The sequence below is a fragment of the Pandoraea sp. NE5 genome (assembly GCF_024363545.1).
Taxonomy (GTDB): domain Bacteria; phylum Pseudomonadota; class Gammaproteobacteria; order Burkholderiales; family Burkholderiaceae; genus Pandoraea; species Pandoraea cepalis.
In genome coordinates this window covers 3,580,907-3,605,945 of the sequence record NZ_AP025517.1, presented here as the reverse complement: position 1 = coordinate 3,605,945, position 25,039 = coordinate 3,580,907, and the positions used below count along the sequence as shown (strand labels likewise).

Here is a 25,039-nt window from a genome sequence, read left to right as displayed (position 1 = left end):
CTCACGCAGCAGGCAACACGGGCGGACGGATCGTCGGACGGGCGGGCAACTACCGGGAGGAAATCAGCGCGCGACGCGCGCAGGCATGGCCGGCCCGCGAACGGGGGAATGGCATAGCGTTGGCGGTGCGAGAGGAAGGTCCGAAGCCGGGGTGGCGCCTGAAATCATGAGCGCCAATATAGTCGCAATCGGGTGATTTCGCAACGCGCGGCGCGGGCCGCAAGCCGCATGCAGACAGGCGCCCGCGAGCCCGCGATCCTGCCTGCTCCCCCCCATGAACAGCCCGGCACGGCGCCGGGCTGGATATCACGAGACAAACGACGATCAGGCCACTGGAATGCGCAGCACCTGTCCCGGATAGATTCGGTCCGGGCTGGAGAGCATCGGCTTGTTGGCCTCGAAAATGGCGTTGTATCGGTTGGCGTCACCATAGACCTTCTTCGAGATCGCCGACAAGGTATCGCCCTTCTCCACGGTGTGAAACGTCGCCTCGGCCGACGCCGTCGACACCGACATCCGGTCGTCTACCTTCTCGACACCCTTCACGTTGCCGCAGCACAGCAGGATCTTTTCCTTGGTCGCTTGATCCGGGGCCACGCCGAACACCGTCACCGTGCGCGATGCGCCGTCGAACGTGACGGTCAGGCCGGTCGCGTCGAGGTTCTGCGTCTTGATGTACGCCTCGATGGCGTCGGCCGCGTTGCGGTTGGCTTCGTCCGCGTCAGGCCCCGGCGCGGGCGCCTCTGCGGCTTGCGCCTGGCCGCCCAACAATGCCTCGCCGGCTTCTTTCACAAAGTCCAGAATGCCCATGCTTGCTCCTTCGTCACGTCGAACCATGGAAACGGCACCGGGTCGGCTCAGCGTTGCCACGACCTGCCCGGGCCAGGGGAAACTTCCGGCCTGCATTCGCAAGACTACAACATCGCACCGCAAACGATCGCCCGGCAAGCCTGACAGGCGAATGTGACAAGGGGCGCACCGAGACGCCCCTTGTTTTGCCACCGTTATTCGTCGACGTCGCCGAAAATGCGCTGCCGGCGCCCCTTTAGAAAGCGGAAGGCCCAGAGCACATAGCCGGAAACGCTGTACAGGCAGAACATGCCGAAGAGCACCAGCGGCGGGTCGGACGACACGAGAATGAAGCCGACCATGAAGAGCAGCACCACGCCGAACGACACCCGCTGGCGCACATCGAGCGCCTTGCCGCTATAGAACGGCGCATTCGATACCATCGACATCCCCGCGTAAATCGTCAGCCCGAACGCCACCCAGGGCATCCAGAAAACGTTGACCGGTAATTTGTTGTCGATCGTAATCCACACGAAACCGGCAATAAGCGCCGCGGCCGCCGGACTCGCCAAGCCCTGGAAGAAGCGCTTGTCGACCACGCCGATGTTCGTATTGAAGCGCGCCAGCCGCAAAGCCGCGCAGGCCACGTAGACGAACGCGGCGAGCCAGCCCCACTTGCCGATCTCATGGAGAATCCATTCGTACATCACCAACGCCGGCGCTACGCCGAACGAGGTCATGTCCGAGAGCGAATCGTATTGCTCGCCGAACGCGCTCTGCGTGTTGGTCATACGCGCCACACGCCCGTCCATGCCATCGAGCACCATGGCGAAGAAGATCGCGATGGCGGCCTGCTCGAAACGATCGTTCATGGCCTGCACGATCGCGAAGAAGCCGCAGAACAGCGCGGCGGTCGTAAAGGCGTTCGGCAACAGGTAGATGCCGCGATTGCGCGGGCGCACCGGCAGATCGTCCTCCACACCGTGGTCGTGGTCTTCGTTCATCAATGGCTCTGCGGATGAATGGTTGTGACGGCTGAACGCCGAAAGATGCCCGACATTATTGCGCAAGCGGCCGCGATGGTTTTCCGGCATGCGGACCTCCCTGACGATGCTATGACAGCGGGCGATCCCGCATCGGATCACCGCGATTGGAACGCAAGAAGCGAAAGCCGTTGCAGGCCGCGACACGGTGACGCACGACAGGAAGTCGCGCCGCCGCACACGGCCGTGGTCCGTGGGCTCGAGTGGCTTACAGCTCGGCGAGGATCGTCGAGGTGGCCGACACCTTCTCGCCGATGGTCACGCGCGGACGCGAGCCCAGCGGCAGGTACACGTCGACCCGCGAACCGAAACGAATGAAACCGTAACGCTGACCGCGCGAAAGCGTATCGCCCACCTTCACGTAGCACAAAATCCGGCGCGCGATGAGTCCTGCGACCTGCACGCTCGTGACGATCTGCCCCCCCACGTCGATCACCAGCGCATTGCGCTCGTTTTCGAGCGATGCCTTGTCGAGATCGGCGTTGAAGAAACGTCCCGGGAAATATTCCACCTTGGTCACCGTGCCGTCAACCGGGGCACGATTCGAGTGCACGTTGAAAACGTTCATGAACACGCTGATCTTCAACGCTTCACGACCAGCGTACGGATCTTGCGTGGTTTCGATGGCCACGATGCGTCCGTCGGCGGGCGAAAGTACGGCGCCGGCCTGCTGCGGCACCTGTCGCGGCGGATCCCGGAAGAACTGCAGGACAAACAGGGCGATCACCCAGAACGGCGCGGCCCACAGCACGCCGGCCATGAAGTGCACGACGAGCGCCACGGCGACGGCGATACCCAGGAAGGGCCAGCCCTCGCGGGCAATGATCGGGTGAGGATAATTCATGCGATTGAACTCGCGTCCTTGGTAAAACGGTTAAGTGAGCGGGTCGGCCTGCGTTGGGCCAAACCGTGACGTGGCGGCATTGTAGCAATGCGCGCGGCGCGGCGACACTTTTTCCCCAATCGACCGATCGGCGTCGCCACCGCAAAGCCGGCCACATCGAGGTGCCACGATGTCAGTTCACGGTCGATGCGGGGGGGAGAGGAAACGAAAAAAGCCGTCCGCCTTGCCATAGCGACAGCTACAGCAAAACGGACGGCCAGGCGCGGCGGTTCCGGCGCTCAAACGCGCGATGCGCTTGACGCGCCCAAGCCGCCTGCCGTGCGCCGCCAGTGGACGCCCACACGCTGCCGGGCGTACGCATCTTGCGGCGCGTCGTACTTAGTTCTTCGACTGGTCGACGAGCTTGTTCTTGGCGATCCACGGCATCATTGCCCGCAGCTTGCCGCCCACTTGCTCGATTTGGTGCTCGGCCGTGATGCGACGACGCGAGATCAGGGTCGGGGCACCCGCCTTGTTTTCCAGGATGAACGACTTGGCGTACTCGCCGGTCTGGATATCGGTCAGGCACTGCTTCATCGCCTTCTTCGTCTCTTCGGTCACGACGCGCGGGCCGGTGACGTACTCACCGTACTCGGCGTTGTTCGAGATCGAGTAGTTCATGTTGGCGATGCCGCCTTCATAGATCAGGTCGACGATCAGCTTGAGTTCGTGCAGGCACTCGAAGTAGGCCATTTCCGGCGCATAACCGGCTTCGACCAGCGTTTCGAAACCGGCCTTGATCAGCTCGACGGTACCGCCGCACAGCACGGCTTGCTCGCCGAACAGGTCGGTTTCCGTTTCTTCGCGGAAGTTCGTTTCGATGATGCCGGCACGGCCGCCGCCGTTTGCGGCAGCGTACGACAGGGCGATGTCGCGCGCGGCGCCCGACTTGTCCTGTGCCACGGCGATCAGGTGGGGCACGCCGCCGCCTTGCGAGTACGTCGAGCGCACCGTGTGGCCCGGGGCCTTCGGGGCGATCATGATGACGTCGAGGTCAGCACGCGGAATCACGCAGCCGTAATGCACGTTGAAGCCGTGCGCGAAGGCCAGGGCGGCGCCTTCCTTGATGTTGCCATGCACTTCGTTCTTGTACACGTCGCCGATCTGCTCGTCCGGCAGCAGCATCATGACGATGTCGGCCGACTTCACGGCTTCCGCCACTTCCTTGGTGTTCAGGCCGGCGCCGACCGCCTTGTTCCACGAAGCGCCATTCTTGCGCAGACCGACCGTCACGTTCACACCGCTGTCCTTCAGGTTCTGGGCGTGGGCATGGCCTTGCGAGCCATAGCCGATGATCGTCACTTGCTTGCCCTTGATGAGGGAGAGGTCGGCGTCTTTGTCGTAGAAAACTTTCATTTGGAATTGTCCCGTAATGCCAAAAAATTACTCAAATCAGAATGGATCGAAATCCGCTTACCGCGTTGCCGCTACCGATCAGACTTTCAGGATGCGCTCACCGCGCCCGATGCCCGAGCCACCGGTACGAACCGTCTCGAGAATCGCCGTACGATCGAGCCCGTCGATGAAGGCGTCGAGTTTCGACGAATTCCCGGTCAGTTCGATCGTATAGGTCTTTTCAGTAACGTCAATGATGCGGCCGCGGAAAATATCCGACATCCGCTTCATCTCTTCTCGCTCCTTGCCCACGGCGCGCACCTTGATGAGCATCAGCTCACGTTCGATATGCGCCCCTTCGGTCAGATCGACCACCTTCACCACCTCGATGAGCCGGTTCAGGTGCTTGGTGATCTGTTCGATCACGTCGTCGGAGCCCGTCGTGACCACCGTCATGCGCGAGAGCGACCGATCTTCGGTCGGCGCGACGGTGAGGGTCTCGATATTGTAGCCACGCGCCGAAAACAGGCCGACCACACGCGACAGCGCGCCCGGCTCGTTCTCGAGCAAAACAGAAATAATATGCCTCATGGTGTATCCCGGATTGTCCTAGTGTGGGGACGTCGCGCCCGCGCCGGCCTGACCGGCGGCGACTGTCGGCGCGCGCCTCGGCTTACAGATCTTCCGAACCGAGCAGCATCTCGCTGATGCCCTTGCCCGCCTGGACCATCGGCCAGACGTTTTCGGTGGGATCCGTTTGGAAATCCATGAATACCGTACGATCCTTCAGGCGCAACGCCTCGCGCAGTGCGGGCTCGACGTCCGACGACTTCTCGATGCGAATGCCCACATGACCGTACGCCTCGGCAAGCTTCACGAAGTCGGGCAGCGCGTCCATGTACGAACTGGAGTAGCGCTTGCTGTATTCGATCTGCTGCCACTGGCGAACCATGCCCAGATAGCGGTTGTTGAGCGACAGGATCTTGATCGGCGTGCGGTATTGCAGGCACGTCGAGAGTTCCTGGATGCACATCTGGATCGAGCCTTCGCCGGTGATACAGGCGACTTCGGCATCCGGGTGCGCCATCTTCACGCCCATGGCCGCCGGCAGGCCGAAGCCCATCGTGCCCAGGCCGCCCGAGTTGATCCAGCGGCGCGGCTTGTTGAAGCGGTAGTACTGCGCCGCCCACATCTGGTGCTGGCCGACGTCCGAGCACACGAAGGCTTCGCCGTCGGTGAGCTTCCAGTACGTCTCGACCACATGTTGCGGCTTGATGATTTCGCTCTGGCGATCGAACGCGAGGCAATCGCGCGAGCGCCATTCCTCGATCTGCTTCCACCAGTCGGCCAGCGCCCCGGCGTCCGGGCCCTGCTCCGCGGTTTGCAGGTTTTCGATCATCTCGCGCAGCACTTCCTTCACGTCGCCGACGATCGGGATATCGACCTTCACACGCTTGGAAATCGACGACGGGTCGATATCGACGTGAATGATCTTGCGCGCACGCTCGGAGAAGTGTTCCGGATTGCCGATCACACGGTCGTCGAAGCGCGCGCCGATGGCGATGAGCACGTCGCAGTGCTGCATGGCCATGTTCGCTTCGTAGGTGCCGTGCATGCCCAGCATGCCGAGGAACTTGGGATCGCTCGCACGATACCCGCCCAGGCCCATGAGCGTGTTGGTCACCGGATAGCCGAGCAGGTCGCAGAACTGGTTCAGTTCCTTCGACGCGTCGGCCAGAATGATGCCGCCGCCCGTATAGATATAGGGACGCTTGGCCGAGAGCAGCAGGCTCATCGCCTTGCGGATCTGGCCCGAGTGCCCCTTCGTGACCGGATTGTACGAGCGCAGCGACACCGACTTCGGATAGTCGAAGCGGCAGCGCGCCTTGGACACGTCCTTCGGAATATCAACCAGCACCGGACCCGGACGGCCCGTCTTGGCGATATAGAAGGCTTTCTTGATGGTTGCGGCGAGGTCGCGCACATCCTTCACGAGGAAGTTGTGCTTGACGCACGGGCGGGTAATGCCGACCGTGTCGCATTCCTGGAAGGCGTCCTGGCCGATGGCGGCCGTGGGCACCTGCCCGGTGATGATGACGAGCGGGATCGAATCCATGTACGCCGTGGCAATCCCGGTGACCGCATTGGTCACGCCGGGGCCGGACGTCACGAGACACACGCCGACCTTGTCGGTGGAGCGCGAATAAGCGTCGGCCGCATGCACGGCGGCTTGCTCATGGCGCACCAGGATGTGCTGGATCTTGTCCTGCTTGTAGAGTTCGTCGTAGATGTAGAGAACCGAACCGCCGGGATAACCCCACAGATGTTCGACCCCTTCTTCCTGAAGCGAGCGCACGAGAATCTCGGCGCCAATCATGTCTTCGGAAGTATTTTGGTGGCGTGTAGCTTCCGCCTCGGAGAATTCCGCGCTTGGCATATTCATCGTCGACCTTTCAAAGTTTCGGCAAAAATTTTGATCGGGTGCTCTCCCCGCGAACTTGTGGTTCGGGCTCAAGCTGCGCGTCTGAATGATGGACACCCCGGATAGGCGTGCCGATATTGAGACAATCACAGATATTGCGAACTGGCAACATTACCGGTTTGCAGCAAAATGGTCAAGCAGGTTTATGCATTTGCAGCATGACTGCAAAGTCGGCCTCGCAGAATCCCCACGCCATGCCCCACGCCGCCCCAAGCCGGTGCACAATCTTCACACGATAGGAAGCTGGCGAGCCCGGCGCCGTCGCAAACCGGCACCACCGGAAGCAAAAGCGGTTACAGCACAGCGCGTTTTTGGTAGCATCCGCACCGGCTACATGAATCTTTACGTGGCCTTTACGCTTACATGGCATTTCAAAGGCGCAGCGCGCAACGCTGCGTGCACCCCACCGGATGGCATCTGACAAGGAACTGGCGGATTTTCTCGCGGGCATCGAACGGCGCGCCTTCAAGCAGGCCGTCTATGCCGTACGCGACGACGAGGCCGCCCTCGATATCGTTCAGGATGCGATGATCCGCCTGGCCGAAAAATACGGCGACAAGCCGCCGGCCGACCTGCCGCTGCTGTTCACGCGCATTCTCCAGAACGCCATTCACGACTATTTCCGTCGGCAAAAGGTGCGTAACACCTGGGTCACGCTATTCTCAAATCTCGCGGGCCCGGGCGACGACGAACGCGACGACTTCGATCCTCTGGAAACCTTATTGGCCGAGGATGGGTCTGTGCAGACCGAGAGCAGCGAAGAGACCGTTTCGCGCGCCGAAATCCTCTCGCTCATCGACGCGGAAATACAGAAACTGCCGACACGTCAACGAGAAGCCTTCCTCATGCGTTACTGGGAAGATATGGACGTTGCCGAGACGGCCGCCACGATGGGGTGCTCGGAGGGCAGCGTCAAGACGCACTGCTCGCGCGCCACCCATGCGTTGGCGCAGGCGTTGAAGGCAAAAGGGATCAGGTTATGAGTCACGATCTGGAAACGAGGGAACTCCGCTTCGCACATCGCGTGCGACGTGCGCTGGACGAAGCGTCCGATGCGCCGTCGCCGAATATCGCGGCCCGGCTGGCCGCCGCTCGTCAGGAGGCGCTCGCGCGCAAAAAGCCCGAACCGGTGGCCATCGTGCAACCGGCGCTGGTGCTCGCCGGTGTCGGCGCCATGCCATCGTCGGAAGCCGGCGGCCCGCGCCGCACGTTCGACAAGCTGCGCCGTCTCGGGCTGCTCTGGCCGCTTGCCGCATTGGTGATCGGCCTGGCGGGACTCGCGTACTGGGAGCATCAGCAACACATTCAGGACTTGGCAGACATCGATGCCGCCGTATTGAGCGACGAACTCCCGTTGTCGGCCTATGCCGACCATGGCTTCAACGCCTATGTGAAGCGTGCCCAGTAGCCCCCCTACCCAAGCCCCTCCCGTGACGCGACGCAATGTATTTCTTCTGCTCGCCGCGCTGATCGCGGCCGCGATCGCCGGCACGGCCGCGCTGCGCCACACGCACGCGCCTGAAGCGGTGTCCGACATGCCTCCGGTCATGGCCGGCGCATCTGCCCCCGACGGCGCCACCCCCACCAATGGGCCGGTCGGCAATCTGACGGCCAGCGGTGCGACCGCGAGCGGCGCTGCGGCGACGTCTATTGCATCGCCCGGCGGTTACTGGGCCAAGCTCACGGCCGGCCAGCGAGAGGCGCTCGCGCCGCTCGCCCAGGACTGGAATCGCATGAGCGAGCGTCAGCGCGAGAAGTGGATCGAGATTGCCAAGCGCTTTCATACGCTGTCACCGGAAAGCCGCAAGCGCCTGCATGACCGCATGGCGGACTGGGTGCGCCTGACGCCCGAGCAACGCAAGCTGGCGCGAGAGAGTTATCAGAATGCCAAGACGCTGCCGCCCGAGCGAAAAGCGCAGATGTGGCAGCAGTATCAGCAGCTCACCGAAGAACAGAAAAAGCGCCTTGCCGCGGACGACCGAAAGCAGGCCAACCGTCCGAACGTGGTCAGCGCACCGCCGTCGGGCCGCCCAGGCGTGAAAAATCCGTACGCTGCAGTGCATCGCAAGGAGGCCGGCACCCCGGGCAAGAATGGCGCGTTGCCGGCGCCGGTGGCATCGGGCGCGGCAGCACCGGCGACCGGGCAATCGATGCCGACTTCTGCCGCACCGTCGCCAGGAGCGACGCCGGCGAGCGCGGGCACGGCAAACGGCGACAAGAATGGCGACGCCGTCTTCAACGCCGAGATTTATCATCACAACTGACGCCTGACGCCAGCCGCCCCTGGCCATTGTCATGCCGCAACGGCCGCCCCCCCGGGCGGCCGTTTGTCTTTATGCGTTCGAACGCCCCCGCCGACTGGCTGGCTCGCCGGCACATTCTTGCGCATAATGTGCGGCACAGGACGCGACATGCCCGCCGCCACTGCCCCATGCCGGCACGGGCGCCAGGCACCCGACAAAAATCCCAGACCACGCCGCGATGACCGACTCCGCCACCCAGCCCGCCACGCCGCACCGCTCGCCCGACACCCCACCCTCGCCAGACGTGCCGTCCGGCATCGAACCGGATGGCTACGCTGTGCCGACGCTACGCCGCCGCCTGCTCTCGATGCTCTACGAATCGCTGCTGCTCTTCGGCGTGCTGTTCCTTGCCGGCTACCTGTTCAGCGCCCTCACCCAGCAGCGCAGCGGCCTGATGCACCGGCATGCCATGCAAGCCTGGCTGTTTCTTGTACTTGGCGCGTACTTCGTCTGGTTCTGGACCCACGGTGGCCAGACGCTCGCGATGAAGACGTGGAAAATCCGTCTGGTCGACGCGCATGGACAACCGGTGCGCACTGCCCGCGCTGTCGCGCGTTACGCGCTCGCATGGTTGTGGGTGCTGCCGGCCATGGCGCTCGACTGGGGACTCGGAATCACGGGCTGGGGCAGCGTGGCGTTGCTCACCGGCTGGATCGTGCTCTGGGCCTTGGCCATGCGCGTGATGCCGGATCACCAGTTCATTCATGACCGGCTCGCCGGCACGCGTCTCGTGAGCGTGCTGGGCAAATGACCACAGCGCCCCCCGCTGCCCGCCCTGCCCCGCGCGCCTCGCGCGCCCACCTGATCTACGGCGGCATCGAAATCGGGCTATCGCTCATCGTCGCCGTCGCCACGTGGACCGTTTGGCATAGCCCCTGGACGACTTTGTTATGGACGGTGCTATGGTTGCCCGTCGCCCACGCCATCGGCCTTGCGGCCGGCTTCGTCATGGCCGCCCAGGGCGACCCGTCGCCGGAGCGGCGCGCCACCGCCGGCACCCATGCGGCCGTATGGGCCTACGAATGCGCGGCGTCGATCTTCCTGCTCGATCTCTGCCAACCGTGGTTCAGCACCGCCCGGCTGCCGCTGCCGCGTGGCCCGGCGCGCCCCGTCTCGGTATTGCTGTTGCATGGTTACGGCTGCAATCGCGCGTTCTGGCTGCGTTTCTCGCGCCATCTCGCCGACGCGGGCTACGACTGCGACGCCGTCAATCTTGGCCCAATGTTCGGCGACATCGACGATTACGCCCCCACGATTGCCAATGCCACGCGCGCCCTTGCCGAACGCACCCGGCTGCCCGTCGTCATCATCGGCCACAGCATGGGCGGACTCGCAGCGCGTGCCTGCCTGCGCCACGCGCCCACCCTGCCGGTCGCTCACACCATCACGCTCGGCTCGCCGCACTTCGGCACCCTGCATGCGCGCCATGGCCTCGGCACCAACGCTCGCCAGATGGGCGTCGGCAGCGAATGGCTCGCGGCGCTCGCCAGTCGCGAAACGCAAACGCAACGCGCGCGCATCACGTCGATTTACACGTTTCACGACAACGTCGTCTATCCGGTGCGCACTTGCGTGCTGCCCGGTGCCCACAACATCGCGCTCGACCGGCTCGGACATGTGTCGCTGGGCACGCATCCACGCGCGCGCGCCCATGTGCTCGAGACGCTCGAGCGCGTGGCCCAGGGATTGCCACGCGCCGTCTGATCCGAGGCGTCCCTGGCTGGCGCGGGTCCCGCTGTCGCGTCGTCGCGACGTTGGACGCCACTTTCGCGACATGATCGTGACTGTCATCGTCGCTTCACGAAATCGTGGCGCAATGCACGCATGTTCAACGCGACGTGCGAGCCGGTATGACGACGACCCCCACCTTTGAGTTGCCGATCCCAACGTCTGCGGCTCGCGCCGGTCACTTCGCAGACACCCCGCCAGGCCGCCCCGCCGCCCCGCCCATCAGCCCGCCCGACACGATCGAACTGCCGCCCGACACGCCCGATCCCTTCGACCCGCCCCCCGACGGCATCACCCGCTTCCGTACGATCTGGCTCTCGGACATCCACCTCGGCACCCAAGGGTGTCAGGCAGACTACCTGCTCGACTTCCTGCGTCATCACGAGTCCGACTACCTGTACCTGGTCGGCGACATCATCGACGGCTGGCATCTGCGGCGCGGCTGGCACTGGCCGCAGGCGCACAACGACGTTGTGCAGAAAATGCTGCGCCGCGCACGCAAGGGTACGCAGGTGATCTACGTACCCGGCAATCACGACGAAGCGGCACGTCAGTTCTGCGGGTTGGCGTTCGGCGACATTGCGGTGCGCGACGAGGCGTTCCACACCACACTGTCGGGCAAACGTCTGTGGGTTACCCACGGCGATCTGTTCGACGGCGTGATTCAGCACGCCAAGTGGCTCGCGTATCTGGGCGACTCGCTCTACACCCTCACCCTGCTACTCAACCGCTGGTTCAATCGTGTGCGCACGCGCTTCGGCTTCCCGTACTGGTCGCTGTCGCAGTATCTGAAACACCAGGTGAAAAACGCCGTGAACTTCATTTCGGCCTTCGAGCATGTGATGGCCGACGAAGCGCGCCGCCGTGGCTGCGATGGCGTGGTGTGCGGACACATCCACAAGCCCGAGATTCGCGAGATCGACGGCTTGCTCTACTGCAACGACGGCGACTGGGTGGAGAGCCTCTCAGCGCTGGTCGAGACGACCGAGGGCGAGCTGCGCATCATCCACTGGACGCAAAAACGCAACGTGCGCGCCCGCGCGAAAACCGCGACGGTCAGCACTTGAGCCCGCACCGTGAACCTGGCCGGCCTCGCGCCGCCATGATCGCCACACCTCGGGAGACGCCAGTCCGAGACGCTGGCCCAAGACACTTGCCCGAATTCACCCCGCTTACCCCGCGCACGCACGGCACTGTGCTGTCGTACGTGCGCCCTCACGCGCGAGTTCGCGCGTGTCACCGAAGCGCGCCATGTGCGCGAAGGAGCGCCCGATGAAAATCATGATCGTCACCGACGCCTGGGATCCGCAGATCAACGGCGTGGTCCGCACGTTGAAGAACACGCGCGCTCAGTTGGAGGCGGCCGGCCATCGTGTCGAGCTGCTCACGCCGCAGGAATTCCGCACGATGCCGTGCCCGACCTACCCGGAAATCCGTCTCGCGTTCTTCGCCGGCGCACGCGTGACACGGCGCATCGAAGACTTCGCACCGGACGCCCTGCACATCGCCACCGAAGGCCCGCTCGGCATGGCCGCGCGCAAATGGGCCCTGCGCAACGACTTCCCGTTCACCACGGCCTATCACACGCGCTTCCCGGAGTATGTGCAGGCGCGCTTCGGCTTTGCACTCTCGACAACCTACCGCTTTCTGCGCTGGTTCCACAAGGCGTCGCACGCCGTGATGGCACCCACGCCAGTGGTCAAGCGCGATCTCGAAGCGAACGGCTTCCAGAATGTGGTGCTTTGGACGCGTGGCGTCGACCTTGACATCTTCCGTGCGCAAGACGCACATGTGCTAAATTCGGCACATCCGATTTTCCTCTACGTGGGGCGTGTCGCCGTGGAGAAGAACATCGAGGCCTTCCTGAAACTGGATTTGCCGGGCTCGAAATGGGTTGCGGGCGAAGGGCCGCAACTGGCCGAACTGCGCTCGCGCTACCCCGACGTGAATTACCTTGGCATGCTTTCGCAGCCCGAACTCGCGAAGGTCTACGCGTCGGCCGACGTATTCGTCTTTCCCAGCCGTACCGACACGTTCGGCCTGGTGCTGCTCGAAGCGATGGCTTGCGGCCTTCCGGTCGCGGCCTTCCCGGTGACCGGCCCGGTCGATGTCCTCAACGGCTGCCCGGAAGGCGAAGGCGGCGCGCTGCGAGAGGACTTGCGCGAGGCTTGTCTCGATGCGCTCAAGGTCTCGCGCCCGAGTGCGCGTGCCTGGGCCGAGCGGTTCTCGTGGCAGGCGGCCTCCGAAGAGTTCGCCTCGCATCTGCATCCGCGCAAACCCGAGCTGTCGCTCGCGAGCGCGGTCTGATCCACCTCCAGAGCCCGTTGCGGCGAGGAACCCGACGCTTGTTCATCGATCACCCGCCGCCACGCGACAAACAACCGAATCCGTACAAGGGCAATCGGGGCATCATGCGTGCCTGGCGTGCCCTGAAATACTCCTTGTCCGGCTTCAAGTTCGCCGTGTTCGAAGAGAGCGCCTTCCGGCAGGAACTGGCGCTCGCCGCCATCCTCTTGCCGGCGGCGGTCTTCCTGCCCGTGACCTCCGTCGAGCGCGTGCTGCTCATCGGCTCGGTGCTGCTCGTGCTCATCATCGAGCTGGTCAACTCCAGCATCGAGGCGGCCATCGACCGCATTTCGCTGGAACGGCACGAACTGTCCAAACGTGCCAAGGATTTCGGCAGCGCGGCGGTCCTCATCGCGCTCGGCCTTTGCCTGCTCACCTGGGCCTTGCTCGCCGGGCCCGTCATTGTCGAACGGGTACGTACAGCGTTTTTCTGATAACGTTCGCCGCCCTCCTCCCCCATGCTTGGCAGCGCGCGGCTGCCGGGTATAATCGGTCGCCGTATACCTGATATTCAACTCATAGACGCAAGCGGAGAACATCGTTCGTCACGCTTGCCGCTTACCGGGGCCGACAGACATGGAAGCAAAGCCGCCGCGCCGTACCCGCGAACGAATTCTTGAGGTGTCACTCCGGCTCTTCAACGACATCGGCGAACCGAACGTCACGACCACCACGATTGCCGAGGAGATGAAAATCAGCCCGGGCAATCTGTACTATCACTTCCGCAATAAAGACGACATCATCAACAGCATCTTCGCCCAGTTCGAGCAGGAAATCGAACGGCGACTGCGGCTGCCCGACGATCACAAGCCCAAGCTCGACGAAGTCTGGACGTACCTGCAATACATGTCCGAATTTCTGTGGCGCTTCCGCTTTCTTTACCGCGACCTCAACGACCTGCTTGCGCGCAACCGCACACTGGAGACGCACTTCAAGGTGATCGTCGGCCACAAGAAACGGTTTGCGCGCGAAATGTGCGACCTGCTCGTGGCCGAGGGCGAAATGGAAATCACGCCCGAGCAGATCGAGGTGGTCACGACCAACATGGTGGTGATCTCCACCTATTGGTTGTCCTACCAGTTCGTGATGAATCCGCGCAAGTACAACGACCCGGCGGAGATCGGTGCCGGGTTGCATCAGTCGAGCTATCACATCCTCTCGCAAATGGCCCCGTATCTGAAAGGCAGCTCGCGCGAGATGTACGACAGGATGGCGCGAGAATCGTCGGCTAAGGGGGCGCATTAAGGCATGGCGTCGGAAGTCAAATCGATCTGTATTTACTGCGGTGCCGCCCCGGGGGTACGTCCTGCCTACGCCGAGGCGGCGCGTGACCTGGGCCGACGCATGGCGCAAGCGGGCATTCGTCTCGTGTATGGCGGCGGCAAGGTCGGGCTGATGGGCATCATTGCCGACGCCGCGCTGGCGCACGGCGGCGAAGTCATCGGCATCATCCCGAAAGCCCTGATGGAACGGGAAGTCGGTCACACCGGGCTGACGCAATTGCATGTTGTCGAGAACATGCATCAGCGCAAGCAGATGATGGCCGATCTGTCGGAGGCTTTCATTGCCATGCCCGGCGGCATCGGCACTTGCGAAGAACTGTTCGAAGTCTTTACGTGGCTGCAGATCGGTTATCACGCGAAACCGATCGGTCTGCTCAACGTCGATCAGTATTACGATCCGTTGATTGTGTTCCTCAAATCGATGGTGACGGAGCAGTTCCTCAAGGGGCCGCAGTTGGATCAGTTGCAGATCAGTGCGTCGCCCGAAGCGTTGCTCGATACCCTGCGGCACTTCACGCCGTCGCAAATCGATCGCTGGTCCCACCAGCGTTCACAGATCTAAGCGCAGCCGCGTCATCGCTGCGCAGTCCATCGGCTGCGCAGTGTCGGTTCCCCTAGCGCTTCAGCCCTCCCCCTCACCCGTCGCCCGTTCTTCGTGCCAGACACGGGACCACGACCGCTCGGCACGCCGTCGCCCGCGGCGTGATTGAACTCCTGCCGCCCCCGGGACTCAGACATCCGTTGCATGCGGACCACCGTGTGCGCGCCTGCCCCATGCCCGCCTGGGTCAACGCTTTCCTCGACGTGCAACCTGCCTATGATGTTAAAGATGCTTCGCCCGATGCGACTGCTGCGTTCACGCTGGCTGCGCCCACACGCCGGCTTGCTGCTGCGCCGCGCCTTGTGGCAAGCCACGCCGCGAGGCGTGGCCATCGGGCTGGCATGCGGTGTTTTTTTCGGGATTCTGATTCCCGTCGGCCAGATGCTCGTGGCGATACTCGCCGCAGCGCTGTTACGCGGAAATCTATTCCTCGCGGCGGTCGGCACGCTGGTGACCAATCCACTGACGGCGCCCTTTGTCTATTGGGGCGCGCACCGTCTGGGCCGCTGGATGTTCGAGTGGCCACCGCAGACCGAGATCGAAGCGACGGTGGCCGCCGCGACACAGGCGAGAGAGAGCTTGTGGACGCAGTTGACGAACCTCGATTTCGGCACCGCAACGCTGCATCTCGCGACTGGCCTCGCCGCCTGTGCGGCGGCCGGCGGAGCGCTCGCCTACGTGATCGGCTTCTGCGCGATCCGTTGGCACCAACGTTGCCGCGTCGGGACAACGCTGAGGGCGTCTGACGCCCCCCGGGACTGAGCGACACGTCATCCCCGTCGTCAGAACGACGATCCCGGCGTCTTCAGAAACGCGATTTCCTCTGGCGTCGATGTCCGTCCCAAGGCCTGGTTGCGGTGAGGGTATCGCCCAAAACGCTCGATGACGACCGCATGCTTGCGCGCGTAATCGAGGTTATCGACCAGCCCGAACGCCTTCGCCAAGGGTTCGTACAGGGCCAGCGAAAGGTGCTGGCTCTCCAGCGATTCGTCGTGTTCGAACGGCAGATAGACGAAAACACGATGCTGTGGTGTCGGCAGGCGCTGATCGTCGCCCGCCTCGACCAGGCGCCGCGCCACGGCCAACGCCCGTGCGTCGCCCGCAAACGCCTTCGCGTGCCCCCGAAAGAGATTGCGCGAGAACTGGTCGAGCACCACGATCAGCGCGCACGCCCCGAGCGGCGTCTGCGCCCAGTCGTCGAGTTCGCCGTCGAGCGCCTGCGCGTGCAACACGCCGAAGTGGGTACGGATCGACGCGTCGTACGCGTCCGACTTACGGAACCACTCGGGCCGCGCCATCCCATACTCGGGAGCGTCCGGACGGCCGAACCAGAAATCGAGCACCGTTTGCCACGGGGGTACCTGCGAAGCAGGTGCTCCTGCGGGTGTCGTCATCGATCATCCTGAAAGGTGAGCGCGCGTGAGAAGGATGGCGCTCATGATGCCAGACTCACGCAAAGGCCAATACCACACGACGCGTGCGTGACGTCTTCTTCTCGATCTTGGCCACGCGCAGCGCGCCGATTTCCGCCGTATTGGCCACGTGCGTGCCACCGCACGGCTGCAAATCGATACCCTCGATACGCACCAGACGCACGCGTCCCAGGCCCACCGGCGGCTTCACGCTCATGGTGCGCACCAGTTCGGGACGCGCCGCCATCTCGTCGTCGCTGATGCTGTCGATAGCCACCGGCCGTGCAGCCGCCACGAGCGCCGCCAACCCGGCTTCAACGGTCTCGCGCTCGATCGGCTCGTTCGTCACGAAATCGAGCCGAGCGTACTCCGTGGTGATGCTGCACCCATCCACCGGATGCGGCAACACCGCACACATCAGATGCGACGCCGTGTGAAAGCGCATGTGACGAAAGCGTCGCGCCCAGTCGATCTCCGCCTGCACGATATCGCCGACCGAGAGTCGCGCCAGCACATCGTGCTGGCCCTCGCCGGGCACATGGACCGCATCGTCGGGCGTCGCGCCCTCGTGTTTTGACTTGCGCGTGTCGGCAATGGCGAGGCGAGTGCCGTCCACCAGCACCAACTCACCGGCATCGCCCGCTTGTCCCCCGCCCAGCGGATAGAAGACGGTGCGATCGAGCCTGATGCCGGTCTCGTCGATATGCGTGATGCGCGCCTCGCACTGGCGCAGATAGGCGTCCTGCCGAAAAAGGGCTTCGGTGGTCATTGGGGCGTCTCCATAGGTGATCCGCCATGGTCGCGCGAACCGGGCCTGAGTGACAAGGGACAATCCTGCGCCGCAACGCCAGTACGGTCGGTACGCCACTTGCGGCAACGTCACCGCCGAAACGGCGAGCCGCCGACACTGCTGGCCGGGCAAAGGTTTCGCGGCATCGGCCCAACACCAGCCAATTGGGCATACGCGGCGTACGGTACGCCATGCTTTTCCCAATGCGCGCCCACCGAGCGATCGGACGACAGCTTTGTCCTCGAATCGAAAGAGACGGATACCGCGTCAACCGTAGGATCCGCCCAGGCGCCCCACCCATGGCGCCTGGAAAAATCCGAAACGTTGTCAACCGGCCCCCATCCTCTCATGCATGTCACGCACCCTCCCCCCTCGCTGCCCCGCCACGATGTCGCCGGGCGTCTGCCGCCCGACGCTGGCGACACCGCGCCCCAGCGCTACCAGCAAGCACGCGACGCGTACCTCGCCGCCGATTACGAAAGGGCACTGGATGTGCTCTATCCCCTGCTCAAGGAACTTCCGCTGGACGTCAGCGTGAACAAGCTGATCGGCTACGCGCATTTCGGGCGCGAAGACTATGCGCTCGCGCTGGTGCCGCTCACCTCGGCGGCACTTTTCACACCCGACGACCCCGAACCGATACTGATTTGCGCGCATTGCCTGGCGAAGTTGGGCGATGGCGCGCTCGCTCGCGATCTCGCCATACAGGCGCTCGAGACCTCTCGGCAGAACGCGGCGCATGCCGACATCGGTGCGCGCGCCGAACGTTTTCTCGCCACGATTTAACGCCAATTCATTCCCGGGAGCCCCCCATGACGATAGGTATGCCCTCGTCTTCCCCTCTGCCGACGCCCCTCCAGTCCCTCTCGAACGCCAGCAATGTCGGCGCGAACCCGCAAGTACACATTGCGATGCCGGAGCCGCCGAAGGACCTGATGGCAGGGTGCTGGGAGCAGTTTCAAAGCGCCATTCAAACGCATCGCGGCGCGCGCAACGCGGCCCTCATCGGACACGTCGTCAACGCCATCGCAAAGAGCACCGCACTGGGCTTCGCGATCGCCACGATGGACGACGACTGGAAGGGATACGTCGACATCCCCCTCCATGTGCTCGCGGCATCCACGGAAATCGCGAGCCTGATGCTCGCAGCCAGCAAGTTCTGGCACGGCCCTGACGACATCCCGGGCGCGGAGATTCGCGACACCAACTTCTTCCAGACCATCGGCCAGTGGACCGGCATCGACCTGCTGCGGGAGTACGGCGGGGTGGTCAATTTGGCGATCACCAACGGTCCGCTGGTGTTTGGCGCCGTTCACAATGGCGCCGCACCGTTGCTCGAGACGCTGGGTATCCCGGTGCCGTCATGGCTGAAAGACGCCGCCGTTGACGATGCGAGTTCGGCCATCGCCGACGGGGTGGCGACCGCAACCGATTTCCTACAAAACCGCGTGCTCGGCACGATCATCGATGGCCGTGAGCGGCGCGCGTCCGTGGACAGGGTCACGGCGGCCGAGACCACCGTGAACTACGTCGTGCTGGACGGCGAACGCGACTACGTGCACATGGCCCCCCGCCCGCAGCTCGACTATGAACTTGAGGGGGTGACCGTCGTCCCGAGACTGTCTCGGGACGACTCGGCGCTCGCGTCCATCTCGTCCATCCCGGTGCCACCGGCCATCCCGGGCGACAACGCGGACATCCAGTCACTCGCGACCGGCGTCGACGACGAGTTCTTCGATGCCGAATCGGATTTGCATTCGGTCGTCTCCGATCTGTCGAACGAGGCCTTTCACGATGCGCTGGACACCGTCACACCTGACGTCGGTTCGCGCCCGTAAGCGTCATCGCAATGGGCTGCGCCTGCGCAGTCCAGGATGAAACGCGGCCACGCGCGCACCGACAGGACCAAACGGGGTGCACACGCCCCCCCGCCGCGCCGCAGGCGCGCGCGTGCCGCAGCCGGATCCATGCCGTAACCCTTAGGAGGAACGACGTTCCATGCAGCGATATTCAGCCCCCCACGCCGCCGGTGAAACCCACGTCCGGGCCAGCCGCACGGTGCCAAACGGCCAAACGCATTTCCCCCCAAGAACCGACGGCGCCCAGCGTTGCGCCTCTGACGCGGTTTCACCCAACGTGTCGCCGACCGCATCACCGGCCACATCGTCGATCGATTCGCCGATCGCGTCGCAAGCCTTCTCTCATGCGTATGCCCTCTGCGCGGCCAACGACTTCGTCGGTGCCGCACGCGCCTTTGCCGACCTCTGCCTCGCCTACCCGGAACGCACGGATGCCCACAAGGCGTTCGGCTACGTGCTTTGTCAGCTCGGCGATTATCGACACGCCGTCGCCCCCTTGATGATCGCGGTCGCGCGGGACTATGGCGACCCCGAGCCCTTGTATTTCGCCGCCGTGTGCATGCAGCGCAATGGCGATGTCGAGACCGCCCGCGAGATGGCAAGCGATGCGCTCGACATGGTGCGTCGCACCGGCCGCCCCTCTGATCTACACGACAAGCTGACGCGTCTGATCGACGCCCCCTGACCCCATCCCTCGGAGCCCATTCATGCCCAGACTTGACGCCCTGCCCACGCCCCACTACGTCTCCCAACCTGCCCCCGTCAACGCGTCGGCCACTGCGACGAACGAAGCATCGCTTGCGGGCGAAGTGCGTATCGCCCTCGGCGCGATGCAAGACGACGCACACTCGACGCATCGACTACGGCCGTCGCCGTCCACCGTTGGCCGCTTTACCGCCTTGATGCAACACGTGGGAAATTTCGGACTCAGCCTGGCGTCGTTAAGCGTGGCCAGCCTGAACAACATCAAGGAGATCTACGACGACAGTGCCTTGGCGACCGCCCACAACGTGACGCTCGCAACGGCGTCCCTGGCGACGCTGTCCAGCCTGATGGATTTGACGGTCGCCATTGGCAAGTACTGCACGCCCTCGACGACGACGGCCGACATCAAGAACACCGCCTGGCTGACCTCGGCGGGTGCCCTTCTGGGGTCGAAACACCTCGAGCGGTATGGGGCCAAATACCAGACGACCTTGCTGGGCGCCTCGATGATGGTGTTCTTCAATCAGGCCGGCAGAATCGCCGGTGAGCATCACGCCATGGACGAGTTATCGAACCGTGTCGGGCCAACGCCGTCTGCGGCCCCGTCGGAAGCGCCGCCCGGCGACACGCTCGACATCGACTCGCTGCAATCCTGCATGGGGTTTTCGGCTGCCGCTTATCGTGCGTTCGGGGGCATCGCCGCCGAAGGGCTGATCGAGTGGATGACGGCGATGGAGGCGCGTCGATCGCTGGATCTCGTCGAGCATCAGTTGAATTATGAGAGCCCGTTCGGACAGGAAGGCCGATACCGATCGGACACATCCGAATTCGGACAGGCAACGCAAAGCGCTGGCGCGCCCGATCCGAACCCGCCGTCGTCGCACGCCCGTGCCGCCCTGCCCGATCGAGCCACGAACGTCTGACACATCCCAATCGCCCCTGTCGCCGCGACGGGGGCAAAGGGTGCCTGCCGAGGCGCTACCGGTTGCCTCAACCCGCCCGATTGCGCATCCAATCCGCCGTGCCATGGAACGCCTGCATCAGCCGTTCCTGTAGCGATGCTTCGACGCCAATGTCCTGCATGGCCCACGCCATGCAGCGCAACCATTGGTCGCGCTCGCTCGTGGCAATTGGGAACGGCAGATGGCGGGCGCGCAACATCGGATGCCCGAACCGTTCGATGTAGTGATTCGGTCCGCCCAGCCATCCGCACAGGAACCAGAAGAGCTTGTCGCGCGAATCGCCAAGTGACTCTGGGTGCAGGCTACGAATGCCCGCGAACTCGGACTCGAGGTCCATCAGGTCGTAGAAGCGGTCGACGAGTTCGCGCACGCGATCCTCGCCGCCAAGCAGGGTAAAGGCCGTCGGTTGCGCGGCAGCGTCCTGCGCGTCGTCGTCCGTCTGCGGAGTTTGCGGAGTGTTTTCGGTCGTCATGCCCGCTATTGTGCCCCAGGCCCATCGCGTCTGCCACGCGTGCGCGAGCGGCACGATGCCGCACCTTCCCTGACGGGCGTCAGGCCTCGCGCAACGTGCGCAGCGCCGATTGACGCAGGACCGCCCGCAGACCGCTCCATCCGCCGATCAGCGCGCACAGCACGCCCGCCCCGACGCCCAGCGCGGGCAGCCATGGATTGAAGTGCAGCGCGAACTCGAAGACGTAGCGTGCCAGCGCCCATCCGAGAGCGCCGGCGCCCAACGCGGCCAGCAACCCGGCCAACGCGCCCACGGTCACCAGTTCCGCCAGATGCACATCGCGAAGCTGCCGCGACGACGCCCCCAACGCGCGCAAGATACCGCTCTCGCGCATGCGCTCGTCTCGCGTGCCCGCAAGCGCCGCATACAGCACCAGCACGCCCGCCGCGAGCGTAAAGACAAAGAGCGCTTGCACGGCGTCGATGACTTGCGACAGGATTTGCTGGATCTGCGCGAGCAAGGCGCCCGTGTCGATCACCGTCACATTGGGGAACTGGCGCACCAGAGCATCGGCCACGCCCTGTTGCTTTGGCGCGAGATGGAACGACGTGATCCACGTCATCGGAAAATCACGCAGCGCGGCGGGCGGCATCACCACGAAGAAATTCACGCGCATCGATCCCCAGTCCAGCTTGCGAAGACTCGTGATCGGTGCGTCGATGTGCTGGCCCGCGACTTCAAAGCGCAGCGTGTCGCCAAGGGTCAGCCCGAGCGTCTTTGCGATGCCCTCTTCCATCGAGACCTGGGGCGTCGAGGCATCGCCGTACCACTGTCCGGCCGTCACGCGATTGCCTTCGGGCAGCACCGCCGTGTACGACAGGTTGAACTCACGCTCCGCAAGTCGCCGCGCCCGCACTTCCGCGTAGCTATCGCCCGTCACCGGCTTGCCGTTGATCGCCGTCAGACGCGCACGAATCATCGGCGAGAGCTGCACGTTTGGCAGTCCCGCCGCGCGCAACTGAGCCAACACCGGCGCGTCCTGCCCCGGCTGAATATCGATGACGAAGCGGTTCGGCGCGTCGGGCGGGCTCGACTGACGCCAGCCCGCGACCAGGTCGTTACGCGTGACGGCAAGCAGCAACAGCGCCATCAACCCGAGCCCGAGCGCCACCACCTGCAACGCACTGCCGAGCCCGCGGCGACGCAATCCCGCCACGGCGTAGCGCCACCCGATGCCGCCCATCGCCCCGCCCGCCGCACCGCGACGCCTGGCCCAGGCTGCCAGCAGGCGGATGGCGAGCCAGGCGAGCACGCCGAACACCACCGCGCCCGCCGCGAAGCCGCCCGCCACCATCGCCCCGAGACGCAGGTCTCGCGCCGCGAACAGCAACAGCGCGCCGAAGGCCAGCGCACTCGCGCCATACGCCAGCCACCCTTGCCTGCGCGCCCCACCCACGACATCGCGACGCAACACATGCAGGGGCGCGACTTCGGAGAGCGGCAGCAACGGCGGCAACGCGAAACCGAGCAGCATGACCAGCGCACTCGCCAGACCGACGACCGCCGGTCGCCACGTCGGCGCCGGCAACCCCGCCGGGATCACGTCTCCCAACTGGGCGAGCAGCACCCAATGCGCCGCGTAGCCGAGCGCGATGCCCAATACGCCACCGATTAGGCCAAGCCCGATGAATTCAAGCGTCACCATCCCGCGCAACGCGCGGCGCGACAAGCCCAGGCAACGCATGACGGCGCAGGCATCGAGATGGCGCTCGCTGTACCGACGCGACGCGATGCCCACCGCCACCGCCGCCAGCACGGCGGCGAGCAAGGCTACCAGCGAGAGAAAACGCTCGGCGCGATCGAGCGTCTGGCGCACCTGCGGCTGTCCTTCCTCGAGCGATTCGAGATGCACGCCGCGCGCCTGTTCAGCGGCCGGCCGCGCCCACGCGGCGAATCTGGCGACCTGCGCGTCCGTGCCCGCCACCAGCAGCCGGTAGGTGATCCGGCTGCCGAACTGCACCAGCCCCGTCGACGGCAATTCGTCGAAGCGCATCATGACGCGTGGGGCCAGCGATCCGAAGCCGAAACCGCGATCCATTTCTCGCGTGATGACGGCGGCGATGCGCAACGTGCGGTTGCCCACGCGAATGGACTCGCCGGGCTTGACGTGCAGGGCATCGAGCAACGCGGCGTCGACCCACACCGTGCCTGGCGCGGGGATGGCCGCGGCGGGCGCATCCGGCGTATCGGCGCCGGCATCGGGGGCGGTGCGCACTCGCCCGCGCAATGGATAGCCGTCGCTCACGGCCTTGAGCGACGATAGACGGCTCGCGCCGACTTGCCCGTGTTCGCCCGGGACGCTGGCCATGCTGGGAAAGTTGGCGACGACGGCGGTGGCCAGCCCATCGGCCTGCGCCTGACGCGCAAATGCCGGCGACAGGGGGGCGTCGCTGCGCACGACGAGGTCGGCGGCGAGCATCTGGCGGGCGTCGCGTTCAAGCCCGCCCTGCATCCGATCCGAGAGAAACCCCACGCTGGAGAGTGCACCGACCGCCAGCAACAACGCCACGAGAAGCAGATGCAACTCGCCTGCGCGCCAATCGCGCAGGAACATCCGCCATGCCTGGCGAGCAACGTCAGTGAACCCCATCGTTTTTCAATCCTTTGACCCGCGCCAGCAATGAGCGCCAACCTCGCCACACGCGGGGCAGCCACCACCACGCCAGCACGACGAAGATCAATAACATCACGAGAAAAACGGCGGGAAGGAAAAACGCCAGCGCCAGTCCGCCCACCGTCGACACATCTTCGCCGGCTGAGGCCGCGACATTGGAGAAAGGTTCCGGCGACGTGTTGATCAGCGCCCGGCTACCCGCTTTTGCCAGATGGGCCGTGCCTGCCAACGCACCGCCCGCCAGCCCCGCCAGCACCGTGACGGTCGGATCCATTTGTCCCAGCGCCGCCGCGCCGAGCACGATGCCGGCCGGAATGCGGATGAACGTGTGGACGGCGTCCCAGGCACTGTCGACAAAGGGAATTTTATCGGCGAAGAACTCGATGGCCGCCAGCACGCCGGCCGTGGCAATCACCCACGTCGACGTCAGCACCACCAACGAGGGCGGCAGATGCAACCAGCCCAGACGCGCAGCCATTCCCGCGCAGAACACCGTCAGGTACAACCGCAGGCCACTGCCCCAAGACAGCCCCGCACCCAGTGCAATCGATTCAAGCATGGCGACCTCACTGCCGCCGATATGACGGCGTCGCACGATCACGCGTCGGGTACCGCCGACGCGGCAATGGCCATCGGGGAGGACGCGAACCGCCCCTACCCGCCGGACTGACGTCACAAGTGACGCGTCGGTGGCGTACAGTCGGCGAACGACCCTCGCGGAACAGCCACCGAACGGTCACTCGACCGCTACCGCGTCATTATGCCGCGCGCTGGGGCAACGCACCACCGATGCCGGACATTGAGGATTTGGCGTGGCCGGCGCAAACGGCAGGCGCCCTTCAGGCTGCGGTCAACTTCAACCCGACCAGGCCCGCCAGAATCAGCGTCACGCTGGCAATCCGGGCGGCGGAGGCCGACTCGCCGAACAGCATAATGCCCAGCACGAATGCACCGACGGCGCCAATACCGGTCCAGATCGCGTATGCCGTGCCCAATGGCAGCGAACGCACGGCCAATGCGAGCAGCCAGACACTGCCGATCATTGCGCCAATCGTGAACACCGACGGCCAGAGACGCGAAAAACCCTGCGTGTACTTGAGGCCGACGGCCCACGCCACTTCCAGCAAACCGGCAATAACCAATAGCATCCAGGCCATGACTGACTCCGATAGAGAAATCGGGGTCGTCCCCGGAAGACAAGCGATCCTCGTAACGGGTCGTCCCGTCACGGGGTTCCTTTGGATGTCGAATGACATGGCAGAACGCCAACGTCGCGAAGCTGCAACTTGGCATCTCACCGCCAGGGCGATCGCCGGACATCGCTCAGGGAACCGCACGATTTTAGCAAAGCTCGCGCGCCGCGGTCACCCCTTGCACCGATGCCCAGGCCTCC

Annotated in this window: 25 protein-coding genes and 2 pseudogenes; 15 read left to right on the top strand and 12 right to left on the bottom strand. The window is 64.4% G+C overall.

Features of this window, described 5'->3' with window-relative positions:
• Positions 1–324: 324 nt before the first annotated feature.
• The 6 genes from lysM to PanNE5_RS16455 all read right to left on the bottom strand — a co-directional run bounded on the left by lysM (position 325) and on the right by PanNE5_RS16455 (position 6,493).
• Positions 325–810 carry a peptidoglycan-binding protein LysM gene (lysM, locus tag PanNE5_RS16480; protein ID WP_017233290.1) on the bottom strand — a complete coding sequence of 162 codons (486 nt, stop codon included), beginning with the start codon at positions 808–810 and terminating at the stop codon, positions 325–327.
• 194 nt (positions 811–1,004) lie between these two features.
• Positions 1,005–1,883, bottom strand: a complete 879-nt coding sequence (gene pssA, locus PanNE5_RS16475) for a CDP-diacylglycerol--serine O-phosphatidyltransferase (protein ID WP_410007538.1) — start codon at positions 1,881–1,883, stop codon at positions 1,005–1,007.
• A gap of 157 nt (positions 1,884–2,040) precedes the next feature.
• A complete protein-coding gene (locus PanNE5_RS16470) occupies positions 2,041–2,676 on the bottom strand; it encodes a phosphatidylserine decarboxylase (RefSeq protein ID WP_026131823.1) in 636 nt (211 codons plus the stop codon).
• Between the two features lie 378 nt (positions 2,677–3,054).
• Positions 3,055–4,071, bottom strand: coding sequence for a ketol-acid reductoisomerase (ilvC, locus tag PanNE5_RS16465; protein WP_017233287.1), 1,017 nt, complete (start codon positions 4,069–4,071; stop codon positions 3,055–3,057).
• Positions 4,072–4,149: 78 nt separating this feature from the next.
• Positions 4,150–4,641, bottom strand: a complete 492-nt coding sequence (gene ilvN / locus PanNE5_RS16460) for an acetolactate synthase small subunit (protein ID WP_026131822.1) — start codon at positions 4,639–4,641, stop codon at positions 4,150–4,152.
• A gap of 82 nt (positions 4,642–4,723) precedes the next feature.
• The gene (locus PanNE5_RS16455) at positions 4,724–6,493 is read right to left on the bottom strand and encodes an acetolactate synthase 3 catalytic subunit (protein ID WP_150564840.1); all 1,770 of its coding nucleotides are present in this window, start codon (positions 6,491–6,493) and stop codon (positions 4,724–4,726) included.
• A gap of 449 nt (positions 6,494–6,942) precedes the next feature.
• Here PanNE5_RS16455 and PanNE5_RS16450 point away from each other — a divergent pair, with 449 nt between their 5' ends.
• The 11 genes and pseudogenes from PanNE5_RS16450 to PanNE5_RS16400 all read left to right on the top strand — a co-directional run bounded on the left by PanNE5_RS16450 (position 6,943) and on the right by PanNE5_RS16400 (position 15,555).
• Complete coding sequence (locus PanNE5_RS16450; RefSeq protein WP_017233284.1) at positions 6,943–7,515, top strand: RNA polymerase sigma factor; 573 nt, start codon at positions 6,943–6,945, stop codon at positions 7,513–7,515.
• The gene (locus PanNE5_RS16445; RefSeq protein WP_017233283.1) at positions 7,512–7,940 is read left to right on the top strand and encodes a DUF3619 family protein; all 429 of its coding nucleotides are present in this window, start codon (positions 7,512–7,514) and stop codon (positions 7,938–7,940) included. The genes PanNE5_RS16450 and PanNE5_RS16445 overlap by 4 nt, the downstream gene beginning before the upstream one ends.
• A 22-nt stretch (positions 7,941–7,962) precedes the next feature.
• On the top strand, positions 7,963–8,796 hold the full coding sequence (locus PanNE5_RS16440; protein WP_261938415.1) for a DUF3106 domain-containing protein: 834 nt from the start codon (positions 7,963–7,965) through the stop codon (positions 8,794–8,796).
• Between the two features lie 217 nt (positions 8,797–9,013).
• A complete protein-coding gene (locus tag PanNE5_RS16435) occupies positions 9,014–9,586 on the top strand; it encodes an RDD family protein (RefSeq protein ID WP_261938414.1) in 573 nt (190 codons plus the stop codon).
• Positions 9,583–10,539, top strand: a complete 957-nt coding sequence (locus PanNE5_RS16430) for an esterase/lipase family protein (RefSeq protein WP_017233280.1) — start codon at positions 9,583–9,585, stop codon at positions 10,537–10,539. The genes PanNE5_RS16435 and PanNE5_RS16430 overlap by 4 nt, the downstream gene beginning before the upstream one ends.
• Positions 10,540–10,859: 320 nt before the next feature.
• A pseudogene (locus PanNE5_RS16425) lies at positions 10,860–11,630 on the top strand (UDP-2,3-diacylglucosamine diphosphatase); the annotation flags it as partial.
• A 205-nt stretch (positions 11,631–11,835) separates the two neighbouring features.
• Positions 11,836–12,870, top strand: coding sequence for a glycosyltransferase family 4 protein (locus PanNE5_RS16420; RefSeq protein WP_261938413.1), 1,035 nt, complete (start codon positions 11,836–11,838; stop codon positions 12,868–12,870).
• Positions 12,871–12,947: 77 nt separating this feature from the next.
• Positions 12,948–13,343, top strand: a pseudogene (locus PanNE5_RS16415) (diacylglycerol kinase); the annotation flags it as partial.
• A gap of 142 nt (positions 13,344–13,485) precedes the next feature.
• On the top strand, positions 13,486–14,154 hold the full coding sequence (locus PanNE5_RS16410) for a TetR/AcrR family transcriptional regulator (protein WP_017233276.1): 669 nt from the start codon (positions 13,486–13,488) through the stop codon (positions 14,152–14,154).
• 3 nt (positions 14,155–14,157) lie between these two features.
• Positions 14,158–14,754: a TIGR00730 family Rossman fold protein gene (locus tag PanNE5_RS16405; RefSeq protein ID WP_017233275.1), complete on the top strand. Its 597-nt coding sequence runs from the start codon at positions 14,158–14,160 to the stop codon at positions 14,752–14,754.
• A gap of 267 nt (positions 14,755–15,021) precedes the next feature.
• A complete protein-coding gene (locus tag PanNE5_RS16400; protein WP_261938412.1) occupies positions 15,022–15,555 on the top strand; it encodes a DUF2062 domain-containing protein in 534 nt (177 codons plus the stop codon).
• 20 nt (positions 15,556–15,575) lie between these two features.
• On the opposite strand, the gene PanNE5_RS16395 is transcribed toward PanNE5_RS16400, so the two are convergent.
• Both PanNE5_RS16395 and PanNE5_RS16390 read right to left on the bottom strand, forming a co-directional pair.
• Positions 15,576–16,187 carry a DUF924 family protein gene (locus PanNE5_RS16395; protein ID WP_039830161.1) on the bottom strand — a complete coding sequence of 204 codons (612 nt, stop codon included), beginning with the start codon at positions 16,185–16,187 and terminating at the stop codon, positions 15,576–15,578.
• Between the two features lie 55 nt (positions 16,188–16,242).
• The gene (locus PanNE5_RS16390; protein ID WP_017233272.1) at positions 16,243–16,974 is read right to left on the bottom strand and encodes an alanyl-tRNA editing protein; all 732 of its coding nucleotides are present in this window, start codon (positions 16,972–16,974) and stop codon (positions 16,243–16,245) included.
• Between the two features lie 369 nt (positions 16,975–17,343).
• Between PanNE5_RS16390 and PanNE5_RS16385 the strand changes: the two genes are divergently transcribed.
• The 4 genes from PanNE5_RS16385 (at position 17,344) to PanNE5_RS16370 (ending at position 20,482) form a co-directional block, all read left to right on the top strand.
• Positions 17,344–17,781: a tetratricopeptide repeat protein gene (locus PanNE5_RS16385; protein WP_261938411.1), complete on the top strand. Its 438-nt coding sequence runs from the start codon at positions 17,344–17,346 to the stop codon at positions 17,779–17,781.
• 38 nt (positions 17,782–17,819) lie between these two features.
• The gene (locus PanNE5_RS16380) at positions 17,820–18,833 is read left to right on the top strand and encodes a hypothetical protein (protein ID WP_017233270.1); all 1,014 of its coding nucleotides are present in this window, start codon (positions 17,820–17,822) and stop codon (positions 18,831–18,833) included.
• 298 nt (positions 18,834–19,131) lie between these two features.
• The gene (locus PanNE5_RS16375) at positions 19,132–19,539 is read left to right on the top strand and encodes a hypothetical protein (RefSeq protein WP_017233269.1); all 408 of its coding nucleotides are present in this window, start codon (positions 19,132–19,134) and stop codon (positions 19,537–19,539) included.
• Positions 19,540–19,561: 22 nt separating this feature from the next.
• Positions 19,562–20,482, top strand: coding sequence for a hypothetical protein (locus tag PanNE5_RS16370; protein ID WP_261938410.1), 921 nt, complete (start codon positions 19,562–19,564; stop codon positions 20,480–20,482).
• Between the two features lie 67 nt (positions 20,483–20,549).
• Here the strand turns inward: PanNE5_RS16370 and PanNE5_RS16365 are convergent, their stop codons facing one another.
• The 4 genes from PanNE5_RS16365 to sugE all read right to left on the bottom strand — a co-directional run bounded on the left by PanNE5_RS16365 (position 20,550) and on the right by sugE (position 24,803).
• A complete protein-coding gene (locus PanNE5_RS16365; RefSeq protein ID WP_017233267.1) occupies positions 20,550–20,993 on the bottom strand; it encodes a group II truncated hemoglobin in 444 nt (147 codons plus the stop codon).
• A gap of 79 nt (positions 20,994–21,072) precedes the next feature.
• Positions 21,073–23,622, bottom strand: coding sequence for an ABC transporter permease (locus tag PanNE5_RS16360; RefSeq protein WP_261938409.1), 2,550 nt, complete (start codon positions 23,620–23,622; stop codon positions 21,073–21,075).
• Entirely contained in the window at positions 23,609–24,205 is a 597-nt protein-coding gene (locus PanNE5_RS16355) for a DUF4126 domain-containing protein (RefSeq protein WP_026131485.1), read from the bottom strand. The genes PanNE5_RS16360 and PanNE5_RS16355 overlap by 14 nt, the downstream gene beginning before the upstream one ends.
• Before the next feature lie 280 nt (positions 24,206–24,485).
• Positions 24,486–24,803, bottom strand: coding sequence for a quaternary ammonium compound efflux SMR transporter SugE (gene sugE / locus PanNE5_RS16350; RefSeq protein WP_017231395.1), 318 nt, complete (start codon positions 24,801–24,803; stop codon positions 24,486–24,488).
• Between the last annotated feature and the right edge of the window lie 236 nt (positions 24,804–25,039).